Here is a 13,306-nt window from a genome sequence, read left to right as displayed (position 1 = left end):
GCCGCCCCGGCAAATGACGCCTAAGTGGGCGTCATGGAGCTGATCCAACGCCCATCGCCCAATTTCGGCGACCGCCTCCTGCCGGTCTCGATGATCGTGCTCCATTATACCGGCATGCCGACGGGGGAGGCCGCGCTCGACAAAATGTGTAGCGCCGATGGCGGCGTGTCGGCGCATTATTGCATCGAGGAGGATGGCCGCGTCTTCCAGCTGGTGGACGAGGAGAAGCGTGCCTGGCACGCGGGCAAGAGCTATTGGCGCGGTATCACCGATGTGAATTCGGCCAGCGTCGGGATCGAGATCGTCAACCCGGGTCACGACTTCGGCTATCCCGATTTTCCCGACGAACAGATCGCCGCGCTCATTCCGCTGCTCGCCGACATCAAAAACCGCCATGGCATCAGCCGCGGCAATGTGGTCGCCCATTCGGACATAGCCCCCACGCGCAAGCAGGACCCGGGCGAGAAATTTCCCTGGCCCGCGCTGGCCAAGCGGCGGCTCGCGCTGCCCAGCCCGACCAAGGATCTGATGGACCCCTTCTGGACCGACAGCGGCTTCATGCTGGCATTGGAGCGCTTCGGCTATGACGTCACCGATCCCACCGCGGCGGTGGTGGCCTTCCAGCGCCGCTTCCGCCCCGAGGTGATCGACGGCATCATCGACGGCGAATGCCGCGCCAAGCTCCTGGCCCTCTTGCTGCCGCGTCCCCAATAGTCGCGATAAAGTGCTGGTATTGTAGGATCATTTCTGACCTACTCGCTCGCGGTCTTTCTCAGGCTTGCCACACGCAAAGTTCCACGAAGTGGACAAAGTGGACACTGTTCGAATTTGATCCTACATCGGCCCGTGCCAGGGGGCCGGGCGGCCGCGTCATGCTTGCATGTCGAGGAAAGTCCGGGCTCCACGGAACAACGGTGCCGGGTAACGCCCGGCGGGCGTGTCCTCGGATGCGCTCAGGGATAGTGCCACAGAAAGCATACCACCGCTCCTCGGGGCGGCCAGGGCGAACGGGTGCGGCAAGAGCGCACCGCGGTGATGGCAACATCGCCGGCACGGTAAACCCCACCGGGAGCAAGGCCGAATAGGGGCGGCACATGGACCGGTTCCGGTCCGTCGCCCGGGTTGGCTGCTGGAGCGCGTCGGCAACGGCGTGCCGAGATGAATGGTCGCACAGTCCCGCAAGGGATGGACAGAACCCGGCTTACAGGCCCCCTGGCAATTTTTCGCGGCCCCACCCCAAGGGTGGGGGTAGCGCTTTGGGTCTTGCCACCCTAACTAGGCTCGATGCCGAGACCCGGACGATCCGACGATTGGGGCTTTCCCCGCTGGCGCAGCTATGGCGACAAGAGCCGCGAGGCGGCCAAGGTGCGCCTGTGCGACCGCGTCAATTGCACCGAAGTCGGCGACCGCCCGGCGCCCAAGGCGCCCAACAGCCCCGAACGCTGGTATTTCTGCGAAAAACACGCCGCCGAATATAACAAGAACTGGAATTACTTCGCCGGCCTGTCGAAGGAAGAGGCGGCCAAGCGCGCTGCCGATGAAAGCCGCGATGCCAGCGGTTTTCGCCAATCGGCGCATTACGAATGGGCGGGCTCGGGCGATGGCAGCCGCAGCCGAGACGAGATGCGCGCGCTCGACCTCTTCGGCCTCGACGCCCACGCCGAGTTCGAGGATATCCGCAAGGCCTATCGCGCCCGTGCCAAGGAACTCCACCCCGACGTCAATCCGGGGGACGAAGAGGCCGCTGCAGAATTCCAGAAGGTGCAGGCGGCCTATGACGTGCTCAAAAGCGCCGAACAGCGCCGTATCGACCTCGGTTGAGCGAGAGGAGCTAGGGCCTCAGGCCTTCACCATGAAAGTGCCCGCGACATGGGCCAATTCGCGCCCGTCTTCGAGCCGGGCGATGCCGCGCACGAAGGCGACCGAGCGGGTCAACTTGTAGGTTTCGCAGCGCGCGATAATGCGATCCTCGATCGTCGCGGGGCGAAGATAGTCGAGGCGAAGATCGATCGTGACGATCGGCTCGAACTTGCCCAGCGCCTGCCATACCGAGGCGCCGCCACAGGTGTCGAGCAGCCCGACGATGGCGCCCGAGGCGAGGATGCCGTCTTCGGGCACCCCGACCAGTTCGGGCTTGGGCGAGAGGCCGAGTTCGACCCAATTGTCGCCATGGTCGACATAGTCGTAGCCGAGTGCCTTGCCATGACCGACGGACCCGATGAGCCGCAGGAATTGGGCGATGTCGAAATTGGCGAGGAGGTCGGCACGCTCCTGCATCAGCCGGCGCTTTTCGCTGTCGTCCATCAGCCCGCAGCCAGCCGCTCGGCGGTCTCGCGAACCAGCGCGATCATGTTGGGAACGCCCTGCGTCCGGTTGGACGACAATTCGCGGCTGAGGTCGAAGGGCTCCAGCGCGCCGGCGATGTCGGTCGCGGCCACGTCCGCCGCCGTCTTGTCCTGCACCGCGGCGAGTACCAGCGCGACGACGCCCTTGGTGATCGCCGCATTGCTGTCGGCGAGGAAGTGGAGCCTGTCGCCATCCTGGGTCGGATAGACCCAAACGCTGGCCGAGCAGCCGCGCACCTTGGTGGCGTCGGTCTTGAGCGCCTCGGGCATGGGATCGAGCTTGCGCCCGAGGTCGATCAGCAGGCGATAGCGATCCTCGCTCTCGAGGAATTCATATTCCTCGGCGATATCGGAAAGGGGAGGGAGGCTCATGGCCGCCTGTTAGCGAGGCTGGCTCAGTCGCGCAAATTCTCGATTTCGCGGGTCAGGCTGTCGTTCTTCTCGACCGCGATGCGTTCAAGAACGTGGAGGCGGTCCTTCAGCGCCGCGACCTCTTCGCGCAGCGCCTTGACCTCGGGGCCCTCCATCTGGCTGCCCGCCGCCTTGCCACGCGCCTTGGCGAAGCTGTCGAGTACCTTGGCACCCATGACGATGGCGACGATCGCCACGACCATCGAGAACGGATCCATCAGCCTTCTTCCTTCTCGTTGCCGGAAAGCGGCTCCGACTTTTCGGGCCGCGGCGGCAGGGTCTTGAGATTATCGATTTCGGCGGCAAGACGCGAGGGCTTGTCGGTGACGATCCGTTCGAGCGTCTCGAGGCGGTCGTACACCTTGTCGAGCTGGTCGCGCAGGGCGGCATTCTCTTCCTTGAGTTCCAGCAATTTCTGCGGGTTTCCGGGCGAGACCTTGCGGCCCATGCTGTCCTCGATCGGATAGCCGTGCTTGACCTTCATGGTCTCGGTGATGATCCAGCCGATCACTCCGAGGATCCCGATGATGAGGGCGCCGATGACGACGAGGCTGTTCACCGGTTCGTCTCCCGCGCCCGGCGCGCCTTGTCTAGCCGATCGAGCTGATCGAGTTGACGCAGCGCGTCGATCTGGTCGGCGGTCTGGACACCGCGATCGGTCGCGATGCGCTCGAGCACGGCGAGGCGCTTCTCGAGCGCTTCGATGCGCGCCTCATGCGCCTGCGCCTGCGTCCCCGTTTCGCGACTGATCACATTGCCCATGTCGTCGGTGATGGGATAGCCATGCTTGGCGCGCTGCCAATTGGAGAGAAAGGTGCCGAGTGTGGTCAGCGCGATGATCCCCAGGATGAATTCGAAAGTGCCCATCAGCGCACAGCCTCCTTCTTCGGCTCCAGGTGACCGAGTTGCTGGATGTCTCGCAGTGCCTCGATCTGCGAGGCGGTCTGCGCCCCGCTGTCGACCACGATCTGTTCGAGCACGCGCACGCGCTGTTCGATGGCCTGATTGGCCGTGGCATATTGCGCGGCCTTCTCGGCGGCCATGTGCGCCTCGATCTCGATCTTGCGCTCGCGCTGGTTGAACCAGCGATTGAGGAAGTAGGTGACCAGGGCCATCGGCAGGAGGATGACGAGGATCGTGGCCAAAAGGTCTGCGAAATGCATGTGACGCCCCTTTACTTCAGTTCGTCGATTTGGCGCGCAAGGACCCGGTTCTCGCTGGTGACATAGCTTTCGATGTCGGCGAGGCGGCGGTCGATGGCGCGAAATTCGGCGTGGATCGCCTTGGCCGACTTGGTCGGGCTGGCCCGCACCTGGCGCCAGAACTGGCGGTCGGATTCATTTTCATAGGCCAGTTCGGCGGGCTTGTCCTCGGCGATGACGCCCGCGATCAGGTAGAGCATGAAGGCCGAACCCGAGCTCATGATGATGGCGAACAGCACCATGATGCGCATGAGGCTGACATCGACGCCGGTATAGTCGGCGAGGCCGGCGCACACGCCCATGACCTTGCCGTTCTTCTTGTCCTTGTAGAATTTGGTATGGCGGGCAGGACCGGTCATTGTCAGCGCTCCTTCTTGCGGTCGAGCAGGGCCTCATGTTCGGCGAGCAGTTCGTCGGCGCGGCCAAGCAAATTCTGGTCGCGCAGCCGGTCGGACGAGATGCACTTGTCGCGCCATGCGGGATCTTCCGCGCTCATGATCCGCTCGATCGTGCAGATGCGGTCATCGAGACGGCGCGCGGCCTCGTGCAGTTCCTCGAGCAATCGCTCATCGGGTACGGTGAGCGTGGCCTGCGTCTTCCACTTGGTGATGTAATGGAAGATGATCCACGGCAGGCCGATAAACAGCATGCCCACGATCATGATCGGCAGAAAGACGTCTTCGAACATTGTCCCTTATTCCCCTTGTTATCGTGTCGCTCAGTCGCGCTTTGCCCGACTCTCTTAATCGCGCTTGGCGCGGAGCGCGGCCTTCATGGCCTCAAGTTCCTGGTCGACCTTTTCGGACGACTTCAATTCGGCGATTTCCTCTTCGAGGCTCTTTGGCCCCGTCATGCCGAGCGCATCCGCCTGCCCCTCGGCGAGATCGGCGCGGCGTTCGAGGCTCTCGAAGCGCGAGAAGGCGTCCTGCGTGCGGTTGCCGTTGAGGACTTCGCGCGCCTTGGCGCGGCTCATCGCGCTTTCAAGGCGCGTGGCGATGGCATTCTGGCGCGAGCGGGCCTCGCGCAGCTTGCCCTGCAGCTTGGCGATGTCGGCCTCGTAGACTTTCAGCGTCTCGTCGATCGCGTCGATCTCGCTGCGCAGCCCCTCGGCCATGTCGGCCGCCTTCTGGCGTTCGATCAGCGCCTGCTTGGCAAGATCCTCGCGATCCTTGGACAGGGCAAGCTCGGCCTTCTCGGTCCAGCTGTCCTGCAGTTCCTCGAGACGGCCCAGGGCGCGGCGCATTTCCTTGCCGTCGGCGATCGAACGCGCGGCGGAGGCGCGCACCTCGACGAGGGTTTCTTCCATTTCGAGGATGATCATGCGGATCATCCGCGCGGGATCCTCCGCACGGTCGAGCAGCTCGGTCATATTGGCTGCGAAAATGTCCCTAACTCGGGAGAAGATGGCCATGAGGCACTCCTGTAACGCTTGGTTGCCCAATCCTATGCGAGAAACGTGCCAAAAAGCCACAGTCTTTGCAAATCGGTGAAAAAGGCTGTTTTCCGCCGCATTGCAGCATGAAATATCTTGCCAGATGGTGGGATTTTCCACCACATATCGGTCATGGAGCGGGCGAACCAATTTGTCGGCCAGTCACTGGCCTTTCTCGATGCCGTGGAGCGGGCGAGCCGCGCCGCGCCGCTCGATCGTCCCGTGCTCGTCATCGGCGAGCGCGGCACCGGCAAGGAACTGATCGCCGAACGTCTCCACCGCCTGTCGCAGCGCTGGTCGGGGCCTCTGGTGACGATGAACTGCGCCGCGCTGCCCGAAACGCTGATCGAGGCCGAGCTGTTCGGGCATGAGGCGGGCAGCTTCACGGGTGCGACCAAGACGAGGCAGGGGCGGTTCGAGGAAGCCGATGGCGGCACGCTCTTCCTCGATGAATTGGCGACCTTGTCGGCAGCGGCGCAGGAGCGGCTGCTACGTACGGTCGAATATGGCGAGGTGACGCGCATCGGCGCCTCGAAGCCGATCCGGGTCGACGTGCGTATCGTCGCCGCGACTAATGAACATCTGCCGCATCTCGTCGCGCGCGGAAAATTCCGCGCCGACCTGCTCGATCGCCTGTCGTTCGAGGTGGTGACCTTGCCGCCTTTGCGGGCGCGAGAAGGCGATATTGCCCTGCTCGCCGATCATTTCGGGCGGCGCATGGCGGTCGAACTCGACTGGCCCAATTGGCCAGGCTTCGACGAGGCCGCGCTCGAACGGCTCGAAAAGCATGGCTGGCCGGGCAATGTGCGCGAGCTTCGCAACGTGGTCGAACGCGCGGTCTATCGCGCCGAGGATCCCGAGCGGCCCGTGGCGACGATCAATTTCGACCCGTTCAAATCGCCATGGTCGCCGCTCTCGGCGCCGGCAATGGCGCAGGAGGAGGCAGGCGAGGCGCCCGCCGCCGCCGCATCGGCTGCAACCGCCGCCGATGCGTCCCCCAACGCCGCAAGCCTCGAGACCGACGATTTCAAGGCGAGCGTGGCCGAATATGAGCGCGCCTTGCTGGCGGCCGCACTGGAGAAGAACCGCTACAACCAGCGCGCGACCGCCGAGGCGGTGGGCCTGAGCTACGATCAGCTGCGCCACGCCATCAAGCGGCTCGACCTGTCGGGCGAGGGCGGTTGATCCACGGCCCGAGCAAGGCGATCACTGGTGTAATCGACTAACATGTGATAGTATCACGGACCGTTCCCATAAGGAGGACGGAGCCATGAAACTCATCCATGTTGCCTTGATCCCGCTACTGTGCGTCGCCGGCGCCGCCAGTGCGGGGAAAATCACGCTTGGTGGTAGCCAGGCGGAGAGCTGTTATCTCGCGGCCGAGGCAGGCAGTAGCGGGGCGCAGGATCTGCAGACCTGCGATCGGGCGCTGGTCGAGGATGCGCTGTCACGCGAGGACAAGGCCTCGACCCATGTCAATCGCGGCATCATCCTAATGAACCGCGCCGATTATGCGGCGGCGGGTCGCGATTTCGCGCGGGCGCTGGAGATCGAGCCCGACCAAGCCGACGCTTATCTCAATGCCGCCATCCTGGCGATGCACGAGGAGGATGCGGCGCGTGCCGTGCAACTGTCGACGCGCTCGATCGAGCTCGAGCCGATGAAACCGCATCTTGCCTATTATGTGCGCGGGATCGCCAATGAGGATATCGGCGAGGTGTCGAGCGCCTATCGCGACCTCAAGGCGGCGGCGGCGCTCGCCGAGCCGGGCTGGGACGAGGCGGCGCGCGAATTGACCCGCTATCAGGTCGTTGGGCGCTAGTAACGATCCTGCTTTTTCGCTATTTCCCGCGTCGCCCGCTCGTCGGACGGCGCGGGATTTTTTATGGATACGGCGCGCCGTCCGGCGCGTTGGCCCGACACACTATCTGACGAAGACCAGCCACAGGAGCTCATCACATGGCCTTCACCCTTCCCGACCTGCCCTTTGCCAAGGATGCGCTTGGCGATCATATGTCGGCGGAAACGCTCGAATATCATCACGGCAAGCATCACAAGGCCTATGTCGACAAGACCAACGGCATGCTCGGCGACAATGATCTGGAGGGCGCGAACCTCACCACCGTGATCAAGCGCGCCAAGGAAGCGGGCAACAACGGCCTGTTCAACAATAGCGCGCAGATCTGGAACCACAGCTTCTTCTGGATGGGCCTGGCGCCCGAAGGGTCGACCAAGCCGTCGGACAAGCTTCAGGCGATGATCGACAGCGATTTCGGCTCGACCGACAAGCTGCTGGAAAAGCTGCAGGAAGAGAGCGCAGGTCACTTCGCGAGCGGTTGGGGTTGGCTCATCCTCAACAATGGCAAGCTCGAGGTCACCAGCCTGCACGATGCCGACAGCCCGGTGGCGCATGGCATGACCCCGCTGTTCACCGTCGATGTGTGGGAACATGCCTACTATATCGACTATCGCAACGCGCGCCCCGATTATCTGAAGAGCGTGCTCCACAATATCGTCAACTGGGACTTCATCTCGCAGAACCTCGACGGACAGGGCACCAGCCGCGCCGACCAGCTCGGCTAGGCGATAGGCCTTCGAAAATGAAAGGGCGGTGGCTTCGGCTGCCGCCCTTTTTCGTAAGCGCTACTGCTTCAGGCGATGCCCGGTGCGGAAGATCCAGGCGATGGCGAGGAGCGGCAGGAGGATGGCCAGCGCCATCGCCGCAACGCTGGCGCCGAGCGGCACGTCGGCGACATCGTAGAAGGTCCAGCGGTAGCCCGAGACGAGATAGACGATGGGGTTGGCGAGCGTGACGCTGCGCCACGGCTCGGCCAGCGACGCGACCGAGTAGAAGATGCCGCCGAGGAAGGCGAGCGGCGTGACGACGAGCAGCGGCACGAACTGGAGTTGCTCGAAATTGTCGGCCAAGAGGCCGATGAGGAAACCCAGCAAGCAGAAACCCGTCGCGATAGCAGCGAGGAAGAGGAGCATCAGGAGCGGATGCTCGACCCGCACGTCGACGAAGAAGGCGGCGGTCGCCAGCGTGATGAGCGCGAGAAGGAAGCTCTTGGTCACTGCCGCACCGACATAGGAGGCGACGGTCTCGAGCGGCGACAAGGGCGCCGAAAGGATCTCGTAGATGGTGCCGGTGAATTTGGGAAAGTAGATGCCGAAGCTGGCATTGGCGACCGACTGGGTGAGCACCGAGAGCAGGATAAGGCCGGGCACGATGAAGCTGCCATAGTCGATGCCGCTCATGTCGCTCATGCGGCTGCCGATCGCCGAACCGAAGACGAGGAAGTAGAGCGCGGTCGTCAGCACGGGGGCGACGACGCTCTGCCACAGCGTGCGTTTCCAGCGCGCCATTTCGAATTTGTAGATGGAGAGCATGCCGCGCGGGTTCATGAGGCGTCTCCGGTGTGGACGAGGCTCACGAAGATATCCTCGAGGCTGGACTGGCGGGTGGTGAGGTCGCGCCACGAGATGCCGGCGTCGTCCAAGGCGCGCATGAGGCGAGGGATGCCCGTTTCCTCGGCCTTGCTGTCGAAATGATAGTCGAGTTCGCGCCCCTCGTCGACGAGATCGAGGTCCCAGGCCGCGAGCGCAGGCGGCAGGGCGGCAAGCGGTGCGTCGAGGAAAATCTTCAGCGTGCGGCGGCCGAGTTGCGCCATCAGTTCGGCCTTTTTGCCCAAGGCGACCAGCTCGCCGGCGCGGATCACGCCGACGCGGTCGGCCATCTCCTCGGCCTCCTCGATATAATGGGTGGTAAGGATGATGGTGGTGCCATCGGCCTTCAGCGTGCGCACGAGGTCCCACATGTCGCGCCTGAGCTCGACATCGACGCCCGCGGTGGGTTCGTCGAGAAAGAGGATGTCGGGCTGGTGCGCCAGTGCCTTGGCGATCATGACGCGGCGCTTCATGCCGCCCGACAGTTCGAGCATCCGGCTCTTGCGCTTTTCCCAGAGGGTCAGGCGCTTGAGCAGGCTTTCGAGATAGGCGTCGTCGCGCGGGCAGCCGAACAGGCCGCGGGTGAAGCTGACCGTGTCCCAGACGGTCTCGAAGGCATCGGTGGTCAGTTCCTGCGGGACGAGGCCGATGCGGCGGCGCGCGGCACGATAGTCGGTTTCGATATCATGGCCGTCGACAAGGACGCTGCCGCCGGTCTTGGTGACGATGCCGCAGACGATCGAGATGAGCGTCGTCTTGCCTGCACCATTGGGGCCGAGGAGCGCGAAGATCTCGCCTTTGTCGATCTCGAGGTCGACGCCCTTCAGCGCCTTCGTGCCGCCCTTATAGGCCTTCTCGAGGGCGCGAATGGCAATGACGCTCATGCGGGTTTGTCGTCCTTCTGGCCGAGGTCGAGACCGTTTTTCAGCAGCATCGGCATCTGGCTTGCGGCAAACAGAAAGGTGAGGGGCAGAAAGCCCCAGATCTTGAAGCCAAGCCAGAACGACGTCGAACTGTTGCGCCAGACGACTTCATTAAGGCACGCCAGAAAAGCGAAGAAAATGGCCCAATTGCGCGAAAGCTTGCTCCAGCCTTCGGGAGTGACGCCGGGATAGGCGGCGCCAAGGAGCGCTTTAAGGAGATTTCGTTTCGTCGCCAATCCGAAGAACAGGATACCCGCGGCAAGCAAGTAGAAGAAGGTCGGCTTCATCTTGATGAAGTCGCCGTCGCGGGTGAACCAGGTAATGGCCGCCGACACGCCGACGAGAATGATCGAGATGATCTGGAGCGTCGTCACCTTGCCGGTGGCGCGATAGCCCACGACCATTGCTGCCATCATCGCAGCGAGGAAGGCGCCGGTCGCGGCGAGGAGTCGGTCGACCTCGTCGCCGGGAGCGAATTTGAAGGCGACGAAATAGAGGATGAGCGGGCCGAGATCGAGCAGCAGCTGCTTGCCGGGCGAAAGCTTGGGCGCGGCGGCCTCGATGTCGGGGCCGGGGTGCTGGTCGGTCATGCGGGCGGCAGTCCTGCAATAGCGCGCGCGACGGCGCGAGGATCGAAGGGGCGCAGATCATCGACGCCTTCGCCGACGCCGATGGCGTGGATGGGCAGGCCGAATTTCTCGGCCGCCGCGACCATCACGCCGCCGCGCGCGGTGCCGTCCAGCTTGGTCATGACGAGGCCGGTGACCTGCGCGACCTCCTTGAAGACCTCGATCTGGTTGAGGGCGTTCTGGCCGGTGGTGGCATCGAGGACGAGGATCACGTCGTGCGGCGCCTCGGTGTTCAATTTGCCCAGCACGCGGCGGATCTTGGCCAGCTCGTCCATCAGATGCGCCTTGTTCTGGAGGCGGCCGGCGGTGTCGACGATGAGCACGTCCTCGCCGGTCGCGGTCGCCTTCTTCACGCCGTCGAAGACGATGGACGCGGGATCGCCGCCTTCGGGGCCGGCGATGACGGGGGCGTTGATACGGCCGCCCCAGATTTTCAGCTGTTCGATGGCGGCGGCGCGGAAGGTGTCGCCCGCCGCGAGCAGGACGCCATAGTCCTGCTCCATCAGGAGATTGCCGATCTTGCCGATCGTCGTCGTCTTTCCCGACCCGTTGACGCCGATCACGAGGATGACGTGCGGGCGAGGAAAGCCGAACACATCCAACGGCTTGGCGACGGGAGTTAAGATCTTTTCGATTTCCTCGGCGAGGATCTCGCGCAGGCCTCGTTCGTCGAGCGCATCGTACTTTTTCGCCGCGATCGCGTCGCGGATGCGCTTCGAGGCTTCCGGGCCGAGGTCGGAGGCGATCAGCGCTTCCTCGATATCGTCGAGCGTAGCGCTGTCGAGCGCCTGCTGGCTCGTCAGCCCCTGGAGATTCTCGCCAAGACGATCGGCGGTCTTGCGAAAGCCGCCAGTGAGGCGATCAAGCCAACTCATTCGAATATTCCCGTCAATCCCGTGTCACTTGCTTGCGTGATGCGCGCCTGTCCGTAGGCCCCGCGCGGCGCGCCATCAACCGCGATCGGCGCAAAACCGTCGGTATGGCCCTTCTCTCCATTCTCGATGAGGCAGGGCTGAAGGGTGCCGATCTGGCGCTTCAGCCAGGCGCGGCGATGCGCGGCGGCGCGCTCGCGCAGGCGGGCGGCGCGCTCCTTGATGAGACCGCGGTCGAGTTGCGGCATGCGCGCCGCCGGTGTTTTCTCGCGCGGACTGTAGGGGAAGACATGGGCGGCGATGATGTCGCAATCCTCGATCAGCGCGAGGCTGTTGTCGAACATGGCCTCGGTCTCGGTCGGGAAGCCGGCGATGATATCGGCGCCGATGGTCACGTCGGGGCGGGCGACCTTGAGGCGTTCGACGATCTCGACCGCCTGGCGGCGCGAATGGCGGCGCTTCATGCGCTTGAGGATCATGTCGTCGCCCGCCTGCAGCGAGAGGTGGAAGTGCGGAAGGAGCCGTACATCGCCGCTCAGCAGTTCGAACAGCGCGCCGTCCATCTCGATACTGTCGAGGCTCGAGAGGCGGAGGCGCTGTAGGCGGGGTTCATCGGCCAGCAGGCGCTGGAGCATCTCGCCGAGCCGCAGACCATCACGATCGTAGCTGGTGATGTCGACGCCGGTGATGACGATCTCGCGCGCGCCGCGATCGAGTTCGGCGGCGACGGCGCGGCGGACCTCGTCATAGGACAGCGACTGCGAATTGCCGCGGCCGTAGGGGATGGTGCAGAAGGTACAGCGATGGTCGCAGCCGGTCTGGACGGCGACGAAACTGCGCACCTTGTTGCCAAAGCCGGCGGCGACGGGCGGCGCAGGTGCCGTCATGACGTCCTCGGGCAAGTCCTTTTCGGCGCTGGCGATCTTGGCCACGTCGAGCTTTTGCGCATTGCCGATGAGGGCGTCGACCTCGGGCATCGCGCGGAAGGTTTCCGGCTCGATCTGCGCCGCGCAGCCGGTGACGAGGAGGCGGGCGTCGGGGTGGTCGCGGCGGGCGCGGCGCACGGCCTGACGGGTATGGCGCACCGCCTCGCTGGTGACCGCGCAGCTGTTGACGATGACGGTGTCCCGGGTCGTTCCCACGGCCTCGAGACGGCGTTTGATGGTCGCGCTCTCGGCCATGTTGAGACGGCAGCCGAGCGTGATCGTCTCGATCCGGCTCATGCCAGCGCCTCGAGATCGACCTCGCCGCCGAAGACATAGGTGGCCGCGCCGCGCATCAGGATGGGTTCGCCGGGCGCCCAGCTGATGTGGAGCGTGCCGCCTGGCATGCGCACCTCGACCGGGCTGATGAGGTGGCGGCCCCGGATCGCGGCGACCGCGCTGGCGCAGGCGCCGGTACCGCAGGCCTGGGTGAGGCCCGCGCCGCGCTCGAAGGTCCGAAGGTCGAGATGGCCGTCATGGACCTGTGCCACATTGACGTTGATCTTGCGCGGGAAGGCGGGGTCGCTCTCGATGCCGGGGCCGAGCTCGGCGAGGGGGATGGCGTCGAGGTCGTCGACGAAGAAGACGAGGTGTGGATTGCCGACATTGACCGCGTCGGGGCGTTCCAAAGGGCCCCAGCCGAGGGGGAGCGGATGCGTGTCCATCGCATCGGCGATGGGGATCGCTTCCCAGTCGAAGCGCGGCGGGGGGAGCTGGACGCTGATCTCATTATCGATCGCGACCGCTTCGAGATAGCCGCCGACCGTTTCAATGGACTGCGCATGGGTCAGCGCGGCGACGCAGCGCGCGGCATTGCCGCAGGCCTCGGCGGACGAACCGTCGGCATTCCAGATGTCCATCCGCACGTCGGCCGTTTGCGAGGGCGACAGGCGAATGAGCTGGTCGCAGCCGATGCCGCGGCGGCGGTCGCACAGCGCGCGCACCTGCGCTTCGCTCGGCTCGACGGCACGCTGGCGCGCATCGAGGATAACGAAATCGTTGCCCAGTCCGTGCATCTTGTGGAAAGCAGTGGTCATTAACAGGCGATCTAGGGTGCGCGTG

At 64.4% G+C, this 13,306-nt stretch carries 20 protein-coding genes and 1 other RNA gene; 6 read left to right on the top strand and 15 right to left on the bottom strand.

Features of this window, described 5'->3' with window-relative positions; all coding sequences use genetic code 11:
* The first annotated feature begins 33 nt into the window (after window positions 1–33).
* The 3 genes from NUW51_RS04050 (at window position 34) to NUW51_RS04040 (ending at window position 1,821) form a co-directional block, all read left to right on the top strand.
* Window positions 34–714: an N-acetylmuramoyl-L-alanine amidase gene (locus NUW51_RS04050; RefSeq protein ID WP_265563011.1), complete on the top strand. Its 681-nt coding sequence runs from the start codon at window positions 34–36 to the stop codon at window positions 712–714.
* A gap of 135 nt (window positions 715–849) precedes the next feature.
* Window positions 850–1,220, top strand: an RNA gene (gene rnpB / locus NUW51_RS04045) — RNase P RNA component class A.
* Window positions 1,221–1,284: 64 nt separating this feature from the next.
* Window positions 1,285–1,821, top strand: a complete 537-nt coding sequence (locus tag NUW51_RS04040) for a J domain-containing protein (protein WP_265563009.1) — start codon at window positions 1,285–1,287, stop codon at window positions 1,819–1,821.
* A gap of 18 nt (window positions 1,822–1,839) precedes the next feature.
* Here NUW51_RS04040 and NUW51_RS04035 read toward each other — a convergent pair whose 3' ends face one another.
* The 9 genes from NUW51_RS04035 to pspA are packed head-to-tail and all read right to left on the bottom strand — an operon-like array spanning window position 1,840 to window position 5,369.
* Window positions 1,840–2,304 carry a PaaI family thioesterase gene (locus NUW51_RS04035; RefSeq protein ID WP_265563007.1) on the bottom strand — a complete coding sequence of 155 codons (465 nt, stop codon included), beginning with the start codon at window positions 2,302–2,304 and terminating at the stop codon, window positions 1,840–1,842.
* A complete protein-coding gene (locus NUW51_RS04030) occupies window positions 2,304–2,717 on the bottom strand; it encodes a SufE family protein (protein ID WP_265563006.1) in 414 nt (137 codons plus the stop codon). Before NUW51_RS04030 ends, NUW51_RS04035 begins: the two co-directional genes overlap by 1 nt.
* Before the next feature lie 23 nt (window positions 2,718–2,740).
* Window positions 2,741–2,974 carry a hypothetical protein gene (locus NUW51_RS04025; RefSeq protein WP_265563004.1) on the bottom strand — a complete coding sequence of 78 codons (234 nt, stop codon included), beginning with the start codon at window positions 2,972–2,974 and terminating at the stop codon, window positions 2,741–2,743.
* Window positions 2,974–3,315 (bottom strand): hypothetical protein, encoded by a 342-nt coding sequence (locus NUW51_RS04020; protein ID WP_265563002.1) that lies wholly within the window; start codon window positions 3,313–3,315, stop codon window positions 2,974–2,976. Before NUW51_RS04020 ends, NUW51_RS04025 begins: the two co-directional genes overlap by 1 nt.
* On the bottom strand, window positions 3,312–3,623 hold the full coding sequence (locus NUW51_RS04015; protein WP_265563000.1) for a hypothetical protein: 312 nt from the start codon (window positions 3,621–3,623) through the stop codon (window positions 3,312–3,314). The genes NUW51_RS04020 and NUW51_RS04015 overlap by 4 nt, the downstream gene beginning before the upstream one ends.
* On the bottom strand, window positions 3,623–3,919 hold the full coding sequence (locus NUW51_RS04010) for a hypothetical protein (RefSeq protein WP_265562998.1): 297 nt from the start codon (window positions 3,917–3,919) through the stop codon (window positions 3,623–3,625). Before NUW51_RS04010 ends, NUW51_RS04015 begins: the two co-directional genes overlap by 1 nt.
* An 11-nt stretch (window positions 3,920–3,930) precedes the next feature.
* Entirely contained in the window at window positions 3,931–4,317 is a 387-nt protein-coding gene (gene pspC, locus NUW51_RS04005) for an envelope stress response membrane protein PspC (protein ID WP_265562996.1), read from the bottom strand.
* Between the two features lie 2 nt (window positions 4,318–4,319).
* Window positions 4,320–4,646: an envelope stress response membrane protein PspB gene (gene pspB, locus NUW51_RS04000; protein WP_265562995.1), complete on the bottom strand. Its 327-nt coding sequence runs from the start codon at window positions 4,644–4,646 to the stop codon at window positions 4,320–4,322.
* Window positions 4,647–4,700: 54 nt separating this feature from the next.
* The gene (gene pspA, locus NUW51_RS03995; RefSeq protein ID WP_265562993.1) at window positions 4,701–5,369 is read right to left on the bottom strand and encodes a phage shock protein PspA; all 669 of its coding nucleotides are present in this window, start codon (window positions 5,367–5,369) and stop codon (window positions 4,701–4,703) included.
* Window positions 5,370–5,522: 153 nt separating this feature from the next.
* On the opposite strand from pspA, the gene pspF reads away from it, so the two are divergent.
* The 3 genes from pspF (at window position 5,523) to NUW51_RS03980 (ending at window position 7,973) form a co-directional block, all read left to right on the top strand.
* A complete protein-coding gene (gene pspF / locus NUW51_RS03990; RefSeq protein WP_265562991.1) occupies window positions 5,523–6,575 on the top strand; it encodes a phage shock protein operon transcriptional activator in 1,053 nt (350 codons plus the stop codon).
* An 85-nt stretch (window positions 6,576–6,660) separates the two neighbouring features.
* A complete protein-coding gene (locus tag NUW51_RS03985; protein WP_265562989.1) occupies window positions 6,661–7,212 on the top strand; it encodes a tetratricopeptide repeat protein in 552 nt (183 codons plus the stop codon).
* Window positions 7,213–7,349: 137 nt separating this feature from the next.
* The gene (locus tag NUW51_RS03980; protein WP_265562987.1) at window positions 7,350–7,973 is read left to right on the top strand and encodes a superoxide dismutase; all 624 of its coding nucleotides are present in this window, start codon (window positions 7,350–7,352) and stop codon (window positions 7,971–7,973) included.
* A gap of 60 nt (window positions 7,974–8,033) precedes the next feature.
* Here NUW51_RS03980 and NUW51_RS03975 read toward each other — a convergent pair whose 3' ends face one another.
* Genes NUW51_RS03975 through dapF form a run of 6 tightly spaced genes read right to left on the bottom strand, consistent with a single transcriptional unit; the run spans window position 8,034 to window position 13,281 of the window.
* A complete protein-coding gene (locus tag NUW51_RS03975; RefSeq protein WP_265562985.1) occupies window positions 8,034–8,795 on the bottom strand; it encodes an ABC transporter permease in 762 nt (253 codons plus the stop codon).
* Window positions 8,792–9,721 (bottom strand): ABC transporter ATP-binding protein, encoded by a 930-nt coding sequence (locus NUW51_RS03970; protein ID WP_265562983.1) that lies wholly within the window; start codon window positions 9,719–9,721, stop codon window positions 8,792–8,794. The genes NUW51_RS03975 and NUW51_RS03970 overlap by 4 nt, the downstream gene beginning before the upstream one ends.
* On the bottom strand, window positions 9,718–10,350 hold the full coding sequence (locus NUW51_RS03965) for an inner membrane-spanning protein YciB (protein ID WP_265562981.1): 633 nt from the start codon (window positions 10,348–10,350) through the stop codon (window positions 9,718–9,720). Before NUW51_RS03965 ends, NUW51_RS03970 begins: the two co-directional genes overlap by 4 nt.
* Window positions 10,347–11,264, bottom strand: coding sequence for a signal recognition particle-docking protein FtsY (gene ftsY, locus NUW51_RS03960; protein WP_265562979.1), 918 nt, complete (start codon window positions 11,262–11,264; stop codon window positions 10,347–10,349). Before ftsY ends, NUW51_RS03965 begins: the two co-directional genes overlap by 4 nt.
* Entirely contained in the window at window positions 11,261–12,484 is a 1,224-nt protein-coding gene (gene mtaB / locus NUW51_RS03955) for a tRNA (N(6)-L-threonylcarbamoyladenosine(37)-C(2))-methylthiotransferase MtaB (protein WP_265562977.1), read from the bottom strand. Before mtaB ends, ftsY begins: the two co-directional genes overlap by 4 nt.
* Entirely contained in the window at window positions 12,481–13,281 is an 801-nt protein-coding gene (dapF, locus tag NUW51_RS03950; RefSeq protein WP_265562975.1) for a diaminopimelate epimerase, read from the bottom strand. Before dapF ends, mtaB begins: the two co-directional genes overlap by 4 nt.
* Between the last annotated feature and the right edge of the window lie 25 nt (window positions 13,282–13,306).

It is taken from the genome of Sphingomicrobium arenosum (assembly GCF_026157085.1).
GTDB classification, from domain to species: Bacteria; Pseudomonadota; Alphaproteobacteria; order Sphingomonadales; family Sphingomonadaceae; genus Sphingomicrobium; species Sphingomicrobium arenosum.
The sequence above is the reverse complement of the archived record's forward strand: the minus strand, read 5'-3'. Positions and strand labels throughout refer to the sequence as shown.